We start from the raw sequence: 19,824 nt of genomic DNA on the forward strand, positions 1-19,824 counted from the left end.
GCGGCCCTCTGGCGGCTGAACATCGCGGCCGACCTGTGAAGATCCCGGCCGAGCCGCTGACGGGCCTGACATGCCTATTGATCCGCAGCCGTGGGCTGACCGACATCACCGTTCCCGGGCGTCCGTTCCTGCCGAGCGGCGCAGTTCGTCGGTCAGCTCGGCCGCTACCCGCTCCGACTCGGCCAGACAACGCCAGGCCGGCACCCGACGGACGGGGGTGAGGCCAGCGACGATGTCGAGATGGGCGAGCACCTTACGCAGTCCTCGACCGTCGGAGGCGCCCAACGGATCGTCGACGACGACGGCCAGTTCGACATCCGCATGGCGCACAACCAGGCCGATGGTCCGCCCGGCCACGGGAACGTCACGCCGCACGGCGAGGCCGGCTTCCCCAAGGGCACGATGCAGCCGGTCGGTAGCCACCATCGCGGCACCCGGCACCCTGTCGGCGACCTCGCGGCCGAGGGCCAGAGCGGTGAGCAGTCCACGCTGCCCCGACCACCACGAACGGTCACCGACCACGACGAGCTGGGACCGGGCCCGGGTGATGGCGACATTCCACAGGTTGGTCTGGTGCACGAGCCAGCCTCGGGTGCGGTCCGGGATGCCGTGCGCCCCGACCGGCGAGACGACCATGATGTCCCGTTCGCTGCCCTGGAACCTGTGGATGGTCGCGCAGAGCAGGTTGTCGGTGAGGCCGGCGTCGTGCAGGGCCGTGGCCAGGCGACGCTGGTGCGCGGCGAGCGGCGTGACCACCCCGATCGAGGCATCGGGGTACGCCGTCCGCAGGTGCGCCACCTCGATGACGACCTGATCGATCTCCACCTGGTTACGCCCGGAACCGGTCGCCCCGGGGCTGAACCTTCCGGGGACATCGCGCCAGCGCACCGCCGGCTCGGCCGGAGCGGCCAGCCGGGCCGGGTCGGTCAGCACGGTAAGCCGCCCCTGGTAGACCTCCCGGTTCGGCACCTCGACGATGTCCGGGTGGCACCGGTAGTGCTCGTCGAGGAGGTGCGTCGCGCCCGCTGCGGCGGCGAACGCGTCGTACGCGGAGTGGCCCGTGTAGGTGAGCCGGCGGACGGTCAGCCAGCCGGTGCTCACCTCGGCCCGGGCTCGCTCGGTGATGTCGTCGGCCTCGGGCAGGTCCACGACGGGCGCGAGCTGACGCGGATCACCGATGATCAGTGCCCGCTTGGCGCGGTAGAGCATGGGCAGGATCGCGGGAATGGTGCACTGCGCCGCCTCGTCGATCACCACAAGGTCGTACAGGGCGGGGCTTCTGCGCAGCCGCCGGGCGGAGAGCGCGGTCACCGCCCAGCCCGGCAGCACCCGCAGCAGCTCGGGGAAGTAGGCCCAGCTGTCCGACTGCGGCTTGGCCATCTCGTCGGCCCGGTCCTGCAACAGGCGCGCTCCCGCAGCCACCCGGCGGGCGATCTGCGCCCGCAGTAGTTTGATGCTGAGCGCGGGCCGTTCGGTGCCGATCAGGTCGGCCAGTCGCCGCCAGGAATCGTCGCCGTCGGGCAGCTCGGCGAGACGCTGCCGCCGTTCCCGCCAGCGCAGCTCGATCACCGCCCGCTCGGCGAGGGCCTCGACGGAGTCCCGGTCGGCAACCTGGTACGCCCGCAGCCGCCACCGGTACCACCACCCGAACCACCTGCTGGCGAGCGCTCGATCGGTCAGGCGGACGAGCTGCTCCAGAGCTTTGTCGTCGTCCGGCAGGGTGGCCGTGCCTGCGCCCGGGTCGGAGTCACGCTCGACGGCCAGCTCGGCGAGGTCGCGTTCGAGCAGACGCCGCTCGTCCAGCCTCCCCCGGTGCTCGGCAGCCTTCTCGGCCAACAGCCGCAGCTCGTGCAGCGGGGTGCGGTCGTCCGGCATGTTGTGCGGCTCTGCCGGCGGGTAGGCCGCGAGGATGTCGGCGAGGTGTTTCGGTTCCTGCTGACGGTGTTCCTTGTTGCCGGTACGCACCAGCAGGCCCGGACCGATCAGGTCGGCGACCCGGCCGAGCACCGAGTCGACGGCCTGATTGCTGGTGGAACCGATGAGCACGCTCTGGCCGGCGGCGGTGGCGGTGGCCAGCAGCGCGGTGACCAGTTGACTCTTGCCGGTGCCCGGCGGCCCCTGGGCGACGGTCAACGGCTGCGACATCGCCGCCTGGATGATCTCTTCCTGTGCCTCGTTCGTGGCGCTCATCGCCACCGTCACGGCCGGCGTCGCAGCCACCTCGTCCGGGCGCAGCGCCAGCGCGCCCAGGGCGGTCCGCTCGATGAGCTTCGGATTCTTGACCATGCCGCGCAGGTCTTCGACGAGCTGCCGCTGCGGCGACTCGGTGGCGTCGACGGTGTAGAGGATGGCCGCGTTCTGGGCCCTGTTCAACGGTCCCGGCCGGATGGTGCCGACCAGCATCGCCGGGTCGAGTTCGACCACCAGGCTCAGCCCGAACGTCTTGATGAGCACGTCGGCGGTGGCGACCAGGGCGGCGGGGTCGCCCGGTACGAAGAGCTGCTCGACGCGTTGCCGCAGTTCGTCGGCTTCCACCTCGGAGAGCTGGAACAGGTCGACGAGGGCTGCGCTGGGACGGGGTGGAAAGGAGGCGTGCAGGACGTCGTCCGCGCCGACGGTGACGTCACAGACCAGGAGTGGGGCCAGCCGTGGAGGTCTGCCCTGACCGGGCCGGACGGCGACGACCGGATAGCCGTACTGCACCTCCCTGCCCTCGGCGCGGGCCCGCGCGGCGAGCTTTGCGGCCGAACCGCCCAGCTGGACGGGCGTGTCCGAGGTGAGGACGGCCTCGGACCCGGGCGGAGCCGCGACGTACGTGCCGGTTGCCCGGGGATCGATGAGGGACTGCAGCACGGTCGACCGCTGCATGCAGTTGACGTAGTAGGTCACCAGGCGACGCCACTGGTCCGCGTCGAACGGCGCCTCGTCCGCCGGGCTCGCCGTGGCGGCTACGACCTGCCTCGCGGCGGCGGCGGATCCGGGCGTCGTTGCCAGCCGGATCGGCTCGGTGACTCCCTCACTCGACTCGACCGGGTTGTGCTGACGACGCCGGGCCATCTCGGTCAGGGCGTACCGGGACAGGTCGTTGGTGGTGATCCAGCCGTCGTCCGCCGTCCCCTCGGCCGCGCCCCGCAGGCCGGTGAGGAGCACCTCGGTGAAGATCGAAGGCTGGTCCGGTCCCTGCGCCTTCGACGCCTTCAGGTGGGTGCTGGAGGTCAGGATGAAGGTGCCACGCTCGCGCTTGGCACGCCGCGGCTCTTCGCGCACTCCGCCCCGGAACCGGTGCCGGGCCGTGAACGCGCCGGAGAAGCAGCAGTCGAGGAGGACCACCTTCTGGCTGGCCCTGGTGTGGTTGAGCAGGTGACGCAGGGTGCCGTCGGTGTCGAACGCGGTGGCGTGCAACTGCCCGCAGAGCGTGTCGGTCGCGGCCAGGAACAGTGACTGCCCGTCGCCGTGCAGCACGCCGTGGCCGGAGTAGTAGAGCAGCGCCAGGTCGCCGTTTCGCCGCGTGCCGTAGAACTCCTCGACGACCTGCCGCAGGTGCGCGGCCGGCAGGTCCAGTTCGGCGCGTACGGTGTCGAACTCGCCGGTGCCGTCCAGCAGCGCCTTGAGCTGCGCCACGTCCTGTCGTACCGAGGGAAGAGGCGCAAGCTCGCGGTCGACGTGGCAGGCGGCCGTACCGAGCAGCAGGGCGTGCCGACCCATCAGCGGCGGGACCGTTCGATGGCGGCCTGAATCGTCCTGATCAGCTCGTCGGTCTGGGCGTGGGTGGGCCGGTCGATGGTCAGCTCGATGTCACCGACCCGCAGGTGCACCCGGCGGCCGGTGTGGCGTTGCAGGAAGGCCAGGACCACGTCGACCAGGGCCTGCACGTAGCCGGGGTCGACGCCCGCCAGCACGGTCACCGCGCCGAGCGCCAGCTCGCCGACGCCCTTGGCGTTGGGGTCGGTGACGGGTAGCTCGACGCGATCCACCTCGCCGACATCGCGGAGCTCGTCCGCCAGCTCCTCGGTCAGCTCACCGAGGACGAACTCGTCGTCGGCGAGCGGCGTGAAGTCGATCCGGATGCGGACGTCAGACACCCAACCTCCTCGGCGTGCGGTGCTGACGAGGCTACGGAGGCGGTGATGCGTGCGGTTATGTCTGTCGGCTTTCCGATCAACCGTCCACTAGTGACTACGGGTCGGCTCAAACATCGACCCTGGCCGTCTCGGATGGGGAATGGACTCCGGTGGGTTGGCCCCGCCCCGGAGCCGGCGGCCTGATCCGTCGTGGCCCCCGCGCCGGGGGGGGTGGCAGTGCCGGGCCCAAGAGGCCGGTCCGGACCAGCCGGTCGGCGGGCAGCTTGACCCGCCCGGCTGACTCCGACAAGCTGCGCGACCAGCTCCGGCCCTGGGCACTGGCCACCCTGGCGGCCGGCGGCTACGGCTTCGGCCGCTACTACGCCAGTTACTCCACGCTGGACGAGGACGACGAGCCGGACAAAGCCATCTCCAACGAGGACATCAGCTGGTCCGGAAGCACCGTCCTGATCCCCGTCGAGCAGTCGTTAGGCACGTGATTCCGGCTCGGCTATCCCGACGAGCGACAGGTCAAGATTGAACGGCATCGAAATGTGTCAAGTTGGCGACACTTCACCGATGCCATAGGCGCCGCCCAGCCTAATACCATAGGCGCATGTCACCAAAGGTCTCGATTGTCGCTACGGAAAGCCACCGCGACCCCGGCCCGCGACCCGGCGCCGATGTGACCTTCCTGCCGTTCGCCGACGACGACGGCGTTCCGACCTACCACGACTCCACCCCGGGACTTGTGCACGAATTGCAGGCCGCGGGAATCGTCGCGGACACCTGGCACCCCGCCGCGGAATGCGAGTTCGTCTCGTCCCGCGGTCTGGTGACCGACACCCTGCTCCAGATCTGTGTCGGAGTCGGCTCGTCCGCCGGCTGGTACGCCCTGCAGGCCCTGTTGCGCCGACGTAGCGGACAGGTCAGGGTGCTCGCGTTTTTCGACGACGGTGTCCAGCGACGGCGTGCGGAAGTGACCGGAGAGGTGGCCGATGTCGTCGAGGCGCTGGAGAGGCTCGATCCGTTCAACTCGGAGCCGTCCTGATGACGCCGGGCGCAGCGTCCCGCCGAGGTTATGCCGACGAGCGATCACATGAGGCCGGTGCATGAGACCCAGCGGCGCTATTCGCCATCAGTAGCGGAGGAACGCCGCCGGCTCGTCGGACAGATCGCCACCGTGATGGAGGCGTCGTCGGTCATCCGTGACCCAAACAGCCGACAGTTGCTGCTTCAGGAGCTGGGCCACGCGTTGGGCGGAACACTGGGTTACCGGGAGCTGGGCCTGCTGCGACCCCAGATTGTCGAGCTGGTGACGGTGTGCGTGGACCGCCCGGGTGGACTGCGCTGCCTCGTCGAATGCCTGGAGCTGCTCGAACCGGGCAGCGAGCAGACCATCACGCTCCTGCGACTGGCCGACGAGTGGCAGGTGGCCGAGCTGTTCTCCGACCACGACATCCCCTGGCTCCGCAGCCTGCTGTCCACGCTCGAAGTGACTGCAGAACTGCGGCGGTTCGTCGCCCAGACCCGCGCGACCCCCGCCCCGCCCTGGTGCGAGACCGCCTGGCAACTCTTCGCTCATCTCGCGTCGGCGAACGCGCACAGTGAGGTGCCACCCTGGCTCCCGCTACTCGACAGGCTGGCAACAGCCGTACCGCAGGCGTCGCTGGACCAGATGCGCCAGCTCGTCGCCCAACTGGCCAAGGACTGGGGAGTCACCGATCAGCTCGATGCGTCTCAGCCGAGCCCTCCAACACCCACCGGCACCGCCTACCTGGTGATCCAGTTCGAGAAGTACGGCGGCGACGACGACACCTACATCATGTCGCACTGGTATCAGTGGGCGTCCCCGGTGTGGCAGCCGATCCGCGGCGAGGACCGACACGTCCCGTACACGGAGCTCGAGGCCGCCGTCGACCAGGTCATCAACGAGACCGAACGCCGTTGGGCAGATCAGGCCGGCGCGGTGACCATCGAGTTCGTCCTGCCCTGGCAGCTGATCAACGAACCGGTCGACACCTGGCGCAAGGAGCTCCATTCACGGATGCCGAGTCCCCTGACCACGGAGTATCCCCTCGTGATCAGAAGCCTGGAGCGCATTCGCGCCAGCCAGTGGCACCGGGTCTGGCGGAGCCGCTGGCGAGACCTCGCCGACCGCGACAGCGAGCGGAAACTGGTCCGCTGCGCGGCATCTCACCATGCCGACGTTCAGCTCGAAGCGACGCTCAAACGCGAGAACGCCATCGTCGTGCTGGTGCTCAGCGAGTCCCCGACTGCCGACAGCGTCGGCGAGCGGCAATTGCTCGTCGCGCTGCGGTCTGGGGTGCCGGCGATCGTGTGGCACCGCAACTCACCGTCCAAAGAGGATCTATGTCAAACTGTTGCGTCGATGGTCGGCGATCGGGCCTCGGGGTCAGGGCTGACGGACCTTCCAAATCGTGCCGCACGGTTGCGGCAGTTGGCCTGGAGTGAGGACCCCGAGAGGCTCGACCAGCACATCGGGCACGGCTTTGTAATCTTGTTCGACGATCCGGATCGGCAGCCAGGAGGGGCGATCTCCGCCGACGGCGACAGGCGAAAGGTCTTTGCATGAGCGGCAACGGCCACGGGAGGACGTGGAGCGCCCTCGGCCGACGTCCACGCCGGCCAGACGGGAGCGTTGCCGGCCAGCACCGCCGGATGCGACCGTTGCCTGGATCGGCCACGGCGGGTCCCTAATGAACCGATCATTGCCGGCGACTCTCGCCCCCGCGAGCCGACAGGCCGACGGGTTGCGGCTCGAGGCGACGGGCCACCGCCGGGATCTCGTCGTGGTCGTGGACGACGACCCGGTGATGGAGTTCTGGGTTGGCGAAGTCTCGGCCTTCGTCGCGGTGCTACGCGCCCAACGCGCCTTCGCCTCGGTCGAGGTCAGGCGGATGGTCGTTGACGACGGCGCGCTCTTGGTGACCGGCGGGCCGGACACCGTTCCCGCCACGCCCGCAGATCTGGTCGATCCCGCCGGGCGACGCGTCGTCTTCCTGCTGACCCACGGTGGGTCCGACGCCTGGCGCGGCGGACTCGTCCAACCCGTTCTCGCCTTGTGGGCCGCCAGCATGACGGTCGCCGTGGTCAATCTGCTGCCCCAACAGCGTTGGCGCGAGCGGGGGATGGAGACGACCGAGGTGACCTGGAGCCTGGAAGGCTCTGATTCGGTGACCTCCCGGTCGTCGTGGCGGGTGAGCGGTCTGGACCTTCGTCCCCTCGACGAACGGGATGACACCCGGCTGACGGCGGTGCCGGTCATCGAATGCGGCACCGACTGGTTGCAGCGGTGGAGCCGGCTGCTGACCAGACCGGCGACGGGCGATGTGCAGCTGCCCGCGCTACTCCTGCCGCCCGACGGTTCGACCGGCCGCCGGCTGAGCCGGTCGCTTACCGCCCACGATCTCGTCGCCCGCTTCCGGGCCGTCGTGTCGCCGGCATCATTCACGCTGGCGGTCCGGCTGGCGGCCGCCCCCCTCAACGCCCGGGTGGCCGGCGCCCTGCTGAAGAGGGTGGTGCGGTCGGGGCCGGCGCAGCTGACCGAGGTGCTGACGAGCGATCTGGTGCGACCCGTCCCGCACGGGGGCACTTCGGCGAGCGACACCCGCATCAGGTACGAGTTCGTGCACGGGGTCCGCGAGCGGCTCCTCACGCTCGGGTACCGCGACCGCACCGTCGAGGTCCAACACGTCGTGGAGTACGAACTCGCGCACGACGTCGAGGCGGTGCGCAACCTGACCCTTCGCATCAAGGATCCACGGAACGCGTCATACGAGCGCGTCACTCCGGCCGCCGAGCCATATCTGCGGGTCGAGTTGGCCGTTCACCTCTCCCTGGGTGGGCCGAACCTCGTCGCGGCCGCGCGGCTGGGCGAGGCACTCGGCTCACCCATTCCACGGCAGCTACGTCGAGTACCGCAGCCGTCTTCCGTAATCGCCCACAGGACCATGGAGTCCGAAATGTCTGACAGAGTGAACTCGCCGGACTCGGGGGTCTCGTTCGGCACCACACCACACCACACGCAGGACGCCGGGCCGGGCATCATCCCTGGCAGGCTGCCGACCCACGACCTGCCGGCCGGGCAACAGCTACCGGCGGTCGTCGGCAACCTGCCGCTGCGGAACACGAACTTCACCGGCCGGCGCGATCTGCTCGACTCCCTGCATCAGCGCCTGCGCGCCGGCACCACCGCGGTGCTGCCCGAAGCGTTGCACGGTGCCGGCGGGGTGGGAAAATCGCAGCTCGCCATCGAGTACGTATACCTCCATCAGCAGGACTTCGACCTCATCTGGTGGATTCCGGCCGAGCGCCCGGCCCAGATCCAGTCCGCCCTCGTGGAGTTGGCGGTGCGCTTGGACCTGCCGGTGCCGTCGACCGCCAACACGGCAGTGCCGGCGGTGCTGGAGACACTGCGGATCGGCCGTCCGTACTCGAACTGGTTGCTGATCTTCGACAATGCCGAGGACCCAGACGCTGTCGAGCGGTTCTTCCCAAAGGGCGGTCCAGGAAGCATCGTGGTCACCTCCCGCAACGGTGCGTGGCGGGAGGTCGCGAACAGCCTTCCGGTCGACGTGTTCGAACGGCAGGAGAGCATCGACCTGCTCCGCCGTCGGGGGCCGGACCTGGCCGTCGATGACGCCGACCGGCTCGCCGCGGCTCTGGGCGACCTTCCGTTGGCCATCGAGCAAGCGGCAGCCTGGCGTGCCGAGACGAGGATGCCGGCCGACGAGTACCTCGAACTCCTCGGCGCCAGCCGTCCGCTGCTCGACGACGAGACGACGACGCAGCAGCAGGACTACCCCGAGCTCGTCGCCGCGGCGTGGAACGTGTCGCTCAACTGGCTACGTGGCCAGGACCCATCGGCACTACTGCTGTTGCAGGTGTGTTCGTTCTTCGCGCCCGAACCGATCGGCAAGGTGCTCCTGTCGAAGCCGCGTGCGCTTCGCATCCACCCCGACCTGGATCCCCTCGTGCGCAACCCGATCCGCCTCAACCGGGCAATCCGCACGATCGGCCGCCTCTCGCTGGCCAGGATCGACCACCGGACGAACTCCTTTCAGATGCACCGTCTCGTCCAACGCGTACTGATCAACCAGATGGACCCGGAGGACCGCGACGCCCTGCGGCACGGCGCCCACATGCTGCTCGCCGGCAACGACCCCGACCAGCCCGCCGACTCCGATCACTGGCCCCGGTACGCCGAGCTGTATCCGCACCTCGTCGCCTCGGGGGCCGAGCAGTGCTCGAACGAACTCGTGCGGGACATGGTGCTGAACGAGTCGAAGTACCTCTGGCGGTGGGGTGACCACCTCGGCGCCCGTGACCTCTCGCAGCGGGCCTGGACAGCCTGGACCGCCACCACCGACGGCGCCGACCCGGACGGCCTCCGAATGGCGAGCTGGCTCGGCTTCATGCACTTCGTCGTCGGTGACTACGCCGCCTCGGCCGCCCTCAACACCCGGACGCTCGAGCTCTACCGGCAGACCCTCGGCGACGACCAGGAAGAGACCCTGGACGCCATCGGCGCGGTGGCCGCCGACCACCGCGTCGCCGGCGACTTCGCCGGCGCACTGGACCGCTCGCTCGTCGTCTACGACCGGGCGAAGCAGAACTTCGGCGAGGAGGAGCCGTTCACGCTGCGCGCCGCGCACAACCTCGCGGTGAGCATGCGACTGTCCAGCCTCTTCGGACGGGCTCTCCAACTCGACGAACAGACCTACCAGCGCCTGGTGCAGATCTACGGCACCGACCACCCGGACAGCCTGAGCACCCTCGGCGGCATCAACCTCGACCGGCGGGAGCTCGGTGACTACCTCGCGGCGCACTCGAACCAGGAAAGCGTTGTCGCGACGGCCCGCCGGATGCTCAAGTACGACGACCACCCGGATCTCCTTCGACAGAGCCACATGCTGGCGAGCTTCCGGCGCAAGGCCGGTCACCACCACGACGCCCTGGACCTGTCGAGCGACGTGCTCCGCCGCTTCCGTACCCGTTACGGCGACAACCACCCGGACACGGTGCTCGCCAAGCTGACGTTCTCCATCGACCAGCGGCTGACCGGCGACCTGCGCGCCGCCCGGGAGGCCGCGGAGGCCGCGGTGGAGGGTCTGCACCGGCTGTACGGCGAGGACCACCCGCACACCGCCGGGGCGCAGGTGGACCTGGCGGTGACACTTCGGCTGCTGGGCGAGTGCGAACAGGCCCGGGGGCTCAACCAGGCGGCACTGCAACGGCTGACCGGCCGGCTCGGCGAGTCGCATGCCCTGGTGATGGCCGCCCGGATCAACCTCGCGAGCGACCACTACGAGCTCGGCGACTACGCGACCGCCCACGCCCTCAATGCGGACACCGTCACGCACTGTCGTCAGGTGCTCGGCGACAGCCACCCCACCACGCTCATCTGCGCCCTCAACCGCGCCATGGACCTTCGGGGCCTCGGGCGCGAGGCGGAGGCGGGCGTGTTGTTCGACAGGAGCCTCGAGCAGCTGCGGCAGACCCTCGGCGTACGGCACCCGGCGGTCGCGGCGATAGGCGCCGGCGTCCGCGCCAACTGCGACATCGATCCGCTCCCCCTGTAGCGGCACACGTTCGACTCGGCGGGTCAGCCAGCCAGCCAGCCCGCCGAGTCGAACCCATCAAACTCGCCGGCCGGGATCCCGCAACCGACCCAGCTGGCCAGCTCAAGCGGATCCGGGACCACCGTCGTGCGGCCCCGCGACCGCAGCCCATGGACGACAGCCAGGACGAGTTCGGGGCGACCCAGCAGGGCGCGCGTCGCTGGTTCGGCGGGACGGTCCACCTGGGTCAGACCGAGACCCACCCAGCAGTGCACGCGCGACGGGTCCTGCCGCAACTTGCCCAGGTACCCGGCCCGGGCCCGCTCCAGGTCACCGGCCACCAGGGCTAGGTCAGTCGGGGTGGCGCCGGCGACCCGGTCCCCCACCTCATCCGGTGCGGCACATAGTCGGCCGAACGCATCCGGGTCGGTCAGCAGGTATCTCCGCAGCACGGCCCGAGCGTCGAGCAGGCCCGCTGACGGCTCCGCCAGCACCTTCCCGCCGCCGACGGCGAGGATGACCTCCGCTGCCGGATCACGACGCTCCCAGGCAGCCGCGAGCGCCTCCCTGTCGGCGGGGTCCAGGCGGACGTTGTGGCCCCGCCACATCGCGCGATGATCGAGGGCGACGGCGTGAGCCGCACCGAGCGCCGCAGCAGGCACTGAGTCGTCCTGGCACGCCTCCAGTTCCGCGTGCAGTGTCTCGACGAACCCCTGGCCGTGCCCGGTCAACCGGCCGGCTGCTGCCATCACCCGCAGAACGCCGAGGGTCTGCCGCCGCCACAGCGCGAACTCGAAATCTGCGGCTGCCCGCTCCCCGGGCGGCGCATGGTGTCGGTAGACCCGCCAGAACTGGGTAATGCCGACGAACGCGTACGCGCCCTGGAGAACGCCGGCGAACGGCCTGGGGTCGTCCCGCCAGGGGGCGTAGTAGCGGATGCTACCGCCGCCCTCACAAAGGGTAATCAGGTGGGACAAAGCACCAAGCTTGTGGTGCTGCGACTCGTGCACCAGAGTAACCGCCAGCTCGACCGCGTCGTCCGGCTCGGAGAGCAGGACGCCGCCGAAGGCCTCGGCGCCGGACGCGGACAGTTGGCGGAAACGCTCCCGGAGCGGCAGGGGGGCCAGGGTTCGCAGGCTTCCGGCGATCGCCAGAGCCCGGCTGCGTTGCTCGCGGACCAGCAGCTCCCAGGCTTGCGCGAGACACGCGCGCCAGCGAGCGATCTCGGCCGCCGACAGCGGCTGGGGTGACGAGGGTCCCCGCAGGTCGCGGTACACGTCGCGATCGAGTAGCTCGACCCGGAGGCCGACAGCATCCGCATGGACCTCGATGATGATCGGTTCATGCCAGTCCGGGTCACCGGCCACACACCGGACGGTCCGCGCGCCGGTCACCAGGTCGACCTGCCCATCGCCGGCCCGCACCCGGACGACCCGGACGTCCGGCGGGACCGAGGCGGAACCCACGGTAGGCAACACCACAGCACCCTGCCGCACCGGGACGTCGAGGTCGAAGGAGAGACCAACCCGAACAGCGCTAGCCGCCGCCAGGGCGTGCAGGTATCCGACGTCCAGCCACAACGGCACACGGGGGTCGGAATCGTTCCGCAACCGACGCAGGGTGTGCGCGGCCCAGATGCCGACCTGCGGCCGGGCCAGGACATCCTCGGTGACGTCCGGACCAACATCGTGTGCCTGGACCAGGAGCTGCCAGGCGTCGGTGACGGGCGCGAGCGGGCCGACCGCGTCGGGCCGGTTGACACAGGCGTCGAGGAGGGCCCGCAGCACGATCAGCCGCCAACTGCGCTCGGACCGCCGGAGCGCTGCGATGACCCGTTCGTCTCCGGCACCGGTCGCCAGGGCATGGAAGTGCTCGTGTTCGATTCGCGTCGGTTCTAACAGGGCGGGCTCAGACGACATGCTCCTCCGAATCCGGTCCGGCAGACCGCATCCGGCTCTGGAAGGAGCCGTTGTAGCCGCTGATGCTGGCTCCCGAATCGGCAACCCTCTCTCGCACCCACGAGATCGCCGCAGTCATGCTGGTGGGGTCAACGGATCGCAGGGTCGCTACGTTCACCGTTGACAAATCGAGCAGCTCAGACTCAATACCGGCGAGGCATTCCTCCATGTACGGCAACCCTCCCGATGATGACAGTCGATAGACCCATCATTGCTCATGTGTGCGGCGCAGCGAAAGCGTCACAGCCAGCAACAGGGACAGCAACCTGAATTCTGCCCCGCGACGGTCCGGTGTGGATGACCCCCGGCGGGAGCCGTCCGGGTCAGGTGTACGCCGCCAGCCGGGCCGCGCCGTCCTCGACGCGGGCCATCGCGGCATCGTCCATGGCGAAGAAACGGACCGCCTCCACGAGCTCCGACAGGGCACCCGGATACCGCAGGCAGGTCCGGACGACACTGATGGCATCGAGCCGCGCCGCGTTGCTCCGCCGGATGGCCCCGTACACCTGCCCCCGCAATAGGGACAGGATCTCCTCACGATCGTTCGGCCGCAGGAACTCCGGCATCTCCAGTAGCGCGTCCACGAGGGGTGCCATCGCGAGAAGTGGCGGGGGCGCAGGCGCCGCCGGAGCCCGATGCCCCACCTCGGGCCTACCGAGGACGAGACCTTCGTTGCCGAGAGCGTTGCGGTACCAGAGGTACGTGGGCGTCTGCCTGGTGAGCCCGCTCGCCCGCAGCTCGGCGAACCGCTCCCGCAGCGTGGCGACGAGCCGCTCCGGATCCCCGAGCCAATCCGTGTCGCCGGATTCCAGCAGTCGCATTATCTCCCGGCTGAACAGCCCGGTACGCCGGACGCGTAGGTTGGCAGCGGCCTGGCCGAGGCCGGCAGCGAACAGCACATCCTGCTTCCGACCGGCGACCGGATCCCCGATGGGAAAGGTTTCGTTGCCGGTCGAGCGGACCGCCTGAGGGCGATCGTGCAGCTGGCAGGCGTCGATGATCCACAGCTGCCGGTCGAACGCCGGTATGAGGTCGGAGGCGAAGGTCGTGAGCATCGAGTCGAGTTCGAGAGCCCCCGCATCGGTGGCGGTGGCGTCGGCGTAGTAGAGCCGCCGGCGGCGGCCCGTGTCGACGTAGCCGTGGCCGCCCCAGATCACGCAGAGGGTGGATTCGCGTCGGGTCGGCAGTTCCCGCAGCAGCACGTCCCGTAGGGTCGCGCGGTCGGCAGACCGCAGGACGACTCCCGGCGGAACGACGTCCGGACCGGGATCGGGCGCCAACATCAAGGTCACCTGCTCCGGTGGCACCCCCCAGGTAACGAACCGGCGGGCGAACCGGATGGCGTCGTCGACCGGCCCGACCAGGCTCCACTCGCTCCCAGCCGCGTACCGGTCGATGCCGACACCGACCACGTAGACATCGCGGGGATTATGGTCGGGGACCACGGCTCCCTCCTCATCGGCTGTGCGACGGCCAACGCGGCGAACTGGACGGCAACCCTGCTCCATACCGGCACCAACCTGAACCAGGTGGCTGCCGAGCAATGCTACCGGTGCGGCCCCACCTGGCTCGGCCCACGCCGTCAAGCGGCGTGAACACCCTGGAGAACCTATTCGGCCCCGGCAAGCATGAGAAACACATCAACCCGCGCCTCGGTCAGCGTAAGGATCACGCGTCTTCGAGAGGGCTCCACGTGCTGGCTTATCGCACCTGGTCGACGTCCCTGACTTCGCCCTCCGCTGACCAGTGCTGGACCAACATCCACCGGTACGTCGAAGTCCAGCGCGGCTACCTGCGCAACCCGCTGCCGGCGTACCCCTGGATCTGTCCCACCTGCCACGGGGTGCGAGGCGAGGGTTACCGGCTCTGTTTCCGCTGCCAGTCGCACCTGACCCGCTCGGCCGGCGTCCTCGCGGACCTCGTGCTACCGATCTCCTACTCGCCACGCACCTGGCAGCACCATCACAACCTCAGGACGTACAAGGGCACAGCCCGGTCCGAGCAGGCTCGGAGAACTCGTCAAGCGGACGTTCGGCACCACCCGGGTCGGGCCTCCCTCACTTGAAGGCGGCGTGGCCGGTCAGCACCTGTCCGATGATCAGCTGATGCACCTCCGAGGTGCCCTCGTAGGTGAGCACGGATTCGAGGTTGGCCGAGTGCCGGATGCTCGGGTAGTCGAGGGTGATCCCGGCCGCGCCGAGGATCGACCGGCACTCGCGGGCGATGGCGATGGCCTCCCGCACGCTGTTGAGCTTGCCCAGGCTGATCTGCCGGTGGTCGAGCGTGCCGGCGTCCTTCATCGCGCCGATCTGCAACGCCAGCAGCATCCCCTTGCCCAGCTCCAGCCCCATGTCGGCGAACTTGAGCTGGGTGGCCTGGTACGCGGCGAGCGGCTTGTCGAAGATCAGCCGGCTGCGGGCGTACACGATCGTCGTCTCCAGGCAGTCGTGGGCCGCGCCCAGCGCCCCGAAGACGATGCCGAAGCGGGCCTCGTTGAGACACGACAGCGGCCCCGACAGGCCGGTGGCCTCCGGCAGCATCGCGTCGGCGGGCAGCCGCACGTCGTCGAGGACGAGTTCCGAGGTCACCGAGGCGCGTAGGGAGAGCTTGCGGGTGATCTCCGGGGCGGTGAAGCCGGAGGTGCCGGCCGGGACGAGGAAGCCGCGGACCCCCTCGTCGGTGCGGGCCCACACCACGGCGACATCCGCGACGGAGCCGTTGGTGATCCACATCTTGGTGCCGTTGAGCACCCAGTCGTCCCCGTCGCGGCGGGCCCTGGTCCGCATGCCGGCCGGGTCGGAGCCGAAGTCCGGTTCGGTCAGGCCGAAACAGCCGATCGCCTCGCCGGCGGCCATCCGGGGCAGCCACTGCTGCTTCTGCTCCTCGGAGCCGAACCGCCAGATGGCGTACATGGCCAGCGATCCCTGCACCGAGACCAGGGAGCGCAGCCCCGAGTCGCCCGCCTCCAGCTCGAAGCAGGCCAGCCCGTACGCGACGGCGGAGGTGCCGGCGCAGCCGTAACCCTCCAGGTGCATGCCGAGCACGCCGAGCTCGCCGAGTTCGAGGGCCAGGTCCCGGACGGGCAGCCTGCCGTCCTCGTACCAGGTGGCGATCTCCGGGCGGATCCGCCGGTCGACGAAGCCACGTACGGCGGCTTGGAGGGCCCGGGTGTCGTCGTCGATCAGCGCGTCGACGCCGAAGTACGCGAGCGTGGACGCGGGGGTAGACAGGGTCACGATTCGTTTCCTCCCAGGGTTTCCAGGTCTGCGATCACGCTACGCGTGCTGCTCCGGCCCCGTGATCAGGCCATCGGCGAATATGGGATTCCCGCAGTAGGATGCCGAACGCCATCCTCGGCTCCTGGAGAAACACATGTCCATCGATTCCCACCCGCCCGACTCGCCGGCTCTGCCCGCCTACGCGCTGGGCGAGCGGATCGAACGGGTGGTCGCCCACCACGCGGACTCCCGATCCACCGCCGTCGCCCTCCGCCAGGGCGACCGGGTGGTCACGTACCGGACGTTGACCGCCCACGCCGAGGCGATGGCCGGAGCCCTCCGGCGGATGGGGATCGGCCGGGGAGACTACGTGCCGGTGCTCCTCGACCGGTCACCGGAGTTGGTCGAGGTGTTGCTGGGCATCCTGACCACCGGGGCCGCCTACCTGGCACTGGACCGTCGATGGCCATCCGAACGGCTGGCCGACATCGTCCGCCGCACGGGCGGGGGCATCCTGGTCACCGATGATCCGGGCCAGGGCTTCGAGGGGGTACGCCCGGTCACCCCGGCCGAACTCCTGGCCGCCGGGACCGATCCGGCGCCCCAGCCCCTGGTGGACGGCCGAGAGGCCGCCTGTGTCTTCTACACGTCCGGGTCGACCGGCAGCCCGAAGGGAGTCGTGTCACCGCACCGGGGAACCATCCGGACGCTGGTCGGCGCTCCGACGATCCCGCTCGACCACACCACGGTCTTCCTCCAGGCCGCGCCGTTGCCCTGGGACGGGCTGTCGCTGGAACTGTGGGCGCCGCTGCTCAACGGTGGGTGCTGTGTGTTGCTCGACGGTGGGACGGACGTCCTGGACACGGAGGGCTTCCGTCGGGCGATCGAGCGCGGCGTCAACAGCGTCTGGCTGACGAGTTCCCTGTTCAACCTCCTGGTGGAGGAGACACCGGAGTTGTTCGGCCGGCTCAGGATGGTGCTGGTCGGTGGGGAACGGGTCTCGGTGGCACACGTGCGGGAGGTGCACCGACGGTTCCCGAATCTCCGGATCGTCAACGGCTACGGTCCGGCGGAGAGCACTATCTTCACCACCACCCACGTGGTCCGCGGGTCCGATCTGGCCGAGTCGTGCGACGAGATCCCCATCGGCCGCCCGGTCCCGGGCACCGCTGTGCTGCTGCTCTCCGCCGACGGCCGGCCCGCGCCGCCCGGCGAGGTCGGTGAGGTGGCCGTGGCCGGCGACGGCCTGGCCCTCGGATACCTCGCCGATCCCGCCGAGACGGCGAAACGGTTCGTCACCATCGGCGGCGTCCGCCACTACCGTTCGGGCGACCAGGCGGTCCAGGACGACGAGGGAAACCTCCGGTACCGGGGACGGATCGACCGGCAGTTCAAAATCAACGGGGTACGGATCGAGCCGGGCGAGGTCGAGGCCGTGCTGGAGGCGTACCCGGGGATGATGTCCTGCCGGGTCCTGCGCCTGGAGGCCGACACCGGGCGCCCGCACCTCGGATGTCTCTACAGCACCGTGGACGACGCACCGATCGACGAAACGTCCCTGCGGGCGGCCGCCGCGCGGCGGCTCCTGGCCGCCATGGTGCCGACCGTGCTGCGGAGGGTGCCCCACCTGCCGCTGAACGCCAACGGCAAGGTCGACCTCGCGGCCGCGACCGCGCTACTCACCGAGGTGCTGCCGCAGGGTGCGCCATCGGGGCCGGCGGACGACGAGGACGCCCTCCCGGCCGGATCGGAGCTGCTCGCCACCGTACGGGACGTTCTCGGCCGGCCCGACCTGCGCGCCGCCGACGACCTGACCGCCGTCGGCCTCACCTCGCTCGACGCGCTACGGGTCGCCGCCCGGGTGAGCCGCGTCCTGGGCGTACGGGCGACCATCGCCGACGTCTACCGGCTGCGGACGGTGGAGCGGATGGTCGCTCACGGGGATCGGTTCCGACTCGCCGCACCGCCGCTGGTGACCGCGACGGACCGGGACCGGGATCCGACGTCCGCCCCGCTCACCCACGTCCAGCAGCGGTTCTGGCTCGCCGAGCAGACCTCCCCCGGGGGCGCGGACAACCTCATCGTCCTGGCGTACCTGCTCACCGGCGACCTGGACGTCGCCGCGCTCCGGCAGGCGCTGCACGACGTGGTGCTCCGGCACACGGCGCTACGCACTGTCTTTCCCTTCGACGACGACCTGCCGGTGCAGCGGGTGCTCGCCCCGGGTGACCTGGCGCTCTCGGTGGAGGAGACGACGATCGACCCGAACGACGTCGCCGGCCACCCGGACCTGACCGCGGTGGCGACCGCGGCGACGAGGGACTGGTGGGACCGCCCCTTCCTCCTGGAAGACGACCTGCCGATCCGGGTCCGGCTGTGTCGACTGGACGACCGTCGGGTCCTCCTCTGCCTCCACCTGCATCACATCGCCTTCGACGGGTCGTCGGAGTCGGTCCTGATGGCCGATCTCCGCACCGCGTACCAGGCTCGGCGCGAGGGGGCCGTCCCGGACCTCCCGCCGGGGCCCGACTACCTGGACTACGCGCGCTGGGAGCACCGGGTCCTCGGCACCTGGGTCTCCGAGGACCTGCCGTTCTGGCGCAGGACCCTCGACCGGCCAGTACCTTCGGTGCTTCCGCCACCGGGTGCTCCGGGAGAGACCAGCCGGGTCGAGTCCGTCCTGCACGTCCCGAGCGAGCGGGTCGATCAGCTACGCCAGCGGGCCGCCGCGCACGGTGGCCCACCGGTGGCGGCGTTGCTCGCCGGGACGGCGCTGGCGTTGGCCCGCACCTTCGACGTCCCCGAGCTGTTCCTGGGCACCGCCACGGCGGGCCGGGCGGATCCGGCCCTGAGCGGGGTGCTCGGCTGTTTCGTCAACCCGCTGCCGGTGCCTCTGGTGGACCTGCGGCGACTTCCCCCGGCCGCCGTACTGGCGCAGGCCAGCGAGATCAGCATCCAGGCCCTCGACCACGGCCGGGTCCCGTTCGACGAACTGGTCCGGATCCTGCGGCCGGAGCGGGGCCGGCACCCCTGGTTCCAGGTCTGGTCGGTGCTTCAGCTACAGCGACCGTACGGCGCGTTCGCTCCCGGGCTCTCCTTCGCGCCGGTGCGGGTGCCGCCTCCCACCACCGCCATCGAGCTGATGTTCGACGTGACGCCGATGGCGGACTCCTCCTGGGAGGTCGTCCTGTACCGCCGCTGCGACGGCGTCACCGCCGAGCAGTTCCACCGGCTTCTCCTGGAGACCGACCGGGCGCTGGCCGAGCTGGTGGGAGCCCGTCACGCGGACCCGGTTGGCAAGGGTGAGAACGATGACTGCTGACGACTCGGCCCGGGCGATCCGAGTGGAGCGGGTACGCCGCTACTACAAGCTGGTGGACCAGGGGAAAACGGCCGAGCTGGTGGCGCTCTTCTCGCCGGACGCCGTCTACCACCGGCCCGGGTACCCGACCATAACGGGACGGGAGGAGCTGTCGTGCTTCTACGACGGGGAGCGGATGATCCGGGAAGGACGGCACACGATCAGCACCCTGATCAGCTCGTCGGTGGAGGTCGCGGTGCACGGGCAGTTCCACGGCGTCCTGCGGGACGGCCGGGAGGTCGCACTCCGCTTCGCGGACTTCTTCACCTTCACCGAGGCGAACACCTTCTCGTGCCGGCGTACGTTCTTCTTCACCCCGCTGGTCTGACCGCCTCCACCGGGCGGGACGTCCTCGGGGTGCCGTGCGAGGTCATCCCGGACCCGCAGACCGGCACTCCCCTGGTGGTGCCCGCGACCCGCGCGCTCGACCCGCCGGCTCGTGCACGTTCACCTCGCGGTAATCGCCTGGACCGGGCAACGGCTCGCCGCCTCGTGCACGGCGTCGTGCCACTCGGCGGAGGGCTGGTCGTCGAGCAGAACGACCTTCCCGTTGACGTCGTCCTGGTCGAAGAGCTCCGGCAGCGCGAGGGCGCACTGCCCGGAGCCGACGCAGTTGTCGCTGTTGACCGTGATCCGCATGTG

13 protein-coding genes are annotated in these 19,824 nt (G+C 70.0%); 6 read left to right on the forward strand and 7 right to left on the reverse strand.

The features are described 5' to 3' along the window. Positions 1–105: 105 nt before the first annotated feature. Complete coding sequence (locus tag SNR22_RS23955) at positions 106–3,705, reverse strand: AAA domain-containing protein (protein ID WP_320068902.1); 3,600 nt, start codon at positions 3,703–3,705, stop codon at positions 106–108. Continuing rightward, positions 3,705–4,082 carry a hypothetical protein gene (locus tag SNR22_RS23960; protein WP_320068903.1) on the reverse strand — a complete coding sequence of 126 codons (378 nt, stop codon included), beginning with the start codon at positions 4,080–4,082 and terminating at the stop codon, positions 3,705–3,707. Before SNR22_RS23960 ends, SNR22_RS23955 begins: the two co-directional genes overlap by 1 nt. Before the next feature lie 263 nt (positions 4,083–4,345). Between SNR22_RS23960 and SNR22_RS23965 the strand changes: the two genes are divergently transcribed. The 4 genes from SNR22_RS23965 to fxsT all read left to right on the forward strand — a co-directional run bounded on the left by SNR22_RS23965 (position 4,346) and on the right by fxsT (position 10,666). Next, the gene (locus SNR22_RS23965) at positions 4,346–4,561 is read left to right on the forward strand and encodes a hypothetical protein (protein ID WP_320068904.1); all 216 of its coding nucleotides are present in this window, start codon (positions 4,346–4,348) and stop codon (positions 4,559–4,561) included. 116 nt (positions 4,562–4,677) lie between these two features. After that, positions 4,678–5,112, forward strand: coding sequence for a hypothetical protein (locus SNR22_RS23970; RefSeq protein ID WP_320068905.1), 435 nt, complete (start codon positions 4,678–4,680; stop codon positions 5,110–5,112). A gap of 57 nt (positions 5,113–5,169) precedes the next feature. Next, positions 5,170–6,657, forward strand: coding sequence for an effector-associated domain 2-containing protein (locus SNR22_RS23975; protein WP_320068906.1), 1,488 nt, complete (start codon positions 5,170–5,172; stop codon positions 6,655–6,657). Between the two features lie 136 nt (positions 6,658–6,793). After that, positions 6,794–10,666 (forward strand): FxSxx-COOH system tetratricopeptide repeat protein, encoded by a 3,873-nt coding sequence (gene fxsT, locus SNR22_RS23980; protein WP_320068907.1) that lies wholly within the window; start codon positions 6,794–6,796, stop codon positions 10,664–10,666. A gap of 23 nt (positions 10,667–10,689) precedes the next feature. On the opposite strand, the gene SNR22_RS23985 is transcribed toward fxsT, so the two are convergent. From SNR22_RS23985 to SNR22_RS24000, 4 genes are all read right to left on the reverse strand, one after another. After that, positions 10,690–12,564, reverse strand: coding sequence for an HEXXH motif domain-containing protein (locus SNR22_RS23985; RefSeq protein ID WP_320068908.1), 1,875 nt, complete (start codon positions 12,562–12,564; stop codon positions 10,690–10,692). Further along, entirely contained in the window at positions 12,554–12,772 is a 219-nt protein-coding gene (locus SNR22_RS23990) for a hypothetical protein (RefSeq protein ID WP_320068909.1), read from the reverse strand. The genes SNR22_RS23985 and SNR22_RS23990 overlap by 11 nt, the downstream gene beginning before the upstream one ends. A 154-nt stretch (positions 12,773–12,926) precedes the next feature. Continuing rightward, a complete protein-coding gene (locus SNR22_RS23995) occupies positions 12,927–14,048 on the reverse strand; it encodes an effector-associated domain 2-containing protein (RefSeq protein WP_320068910.1) in 1,122 nt (373 codons plus the stop codon). 612 nt (positions 14,049–14,660) lie between these two features. After that, positions 14,661–15,839, reverse strand: coding sequence for an acyl-CoA dehydrogenase family protein (locus SNR22_RS24000; RefSeq protein WP_320068911.1), 1,179 nt, complete (start codon positions 15,837–15,839; stop codon positions 14,661–14,663). Between the two features lie 136 nt (positions 15,840–15,975). On the opposite strand from SNR22_RS24000, the gene SNR22_RS24005 reads away from it, so the two are divergent. Further along, positions 15,976–19,143, forward strand: coding sequence for an amino acid adenylation domain-containing protein (locus SNR22_RS24005; RefSeq protein WP_320068912.1), 3,168 nt, complete (start codon positions 15,976–15,978; stop codon positions 19,141–19,143). Then, positions 19,133–19,510, forward strand: a complete 378-nt coding sequence (locus SNR22_RS24010; RefSeq protein WP_320068913.1) for a nuclear transport factor 2 family protein — start codon at positions 19,133–19,135, stop codon at positions 19,508–19,510. The genes SNR22_RS24005 and SNR22_RS24010 overlap by 11 nt, the downstream gene beginning before the upstream one ends. A 119-nt stretch (positions 19,511–19,629) precedes the next feature. On the opposite strand, the gene SNR22_RS24015 is transcribed toward SNR22_RS24010, so the two are convergent. Continuing rightward, positions 19,630–19,821, reverse strand: coding sequence for a ferredoxin (locus SNR22_RS24015; RefSeq protein ID WP_320068914.1), 192 nt, complete (start codon positions 19,819–19,821; stop codon positions 19,630–19,632). Positions 19,822–19,824: the final 3 nt, after the last annotated feature.

Source organism: Micromonospora sp. RTGN7 (assembly GCF_033804645.1).
Lineage (GTDB): Bacteria > Actinomycetota > Actinomycetes > Mycobacteriales > Micromonosporaceae > Micromonospora.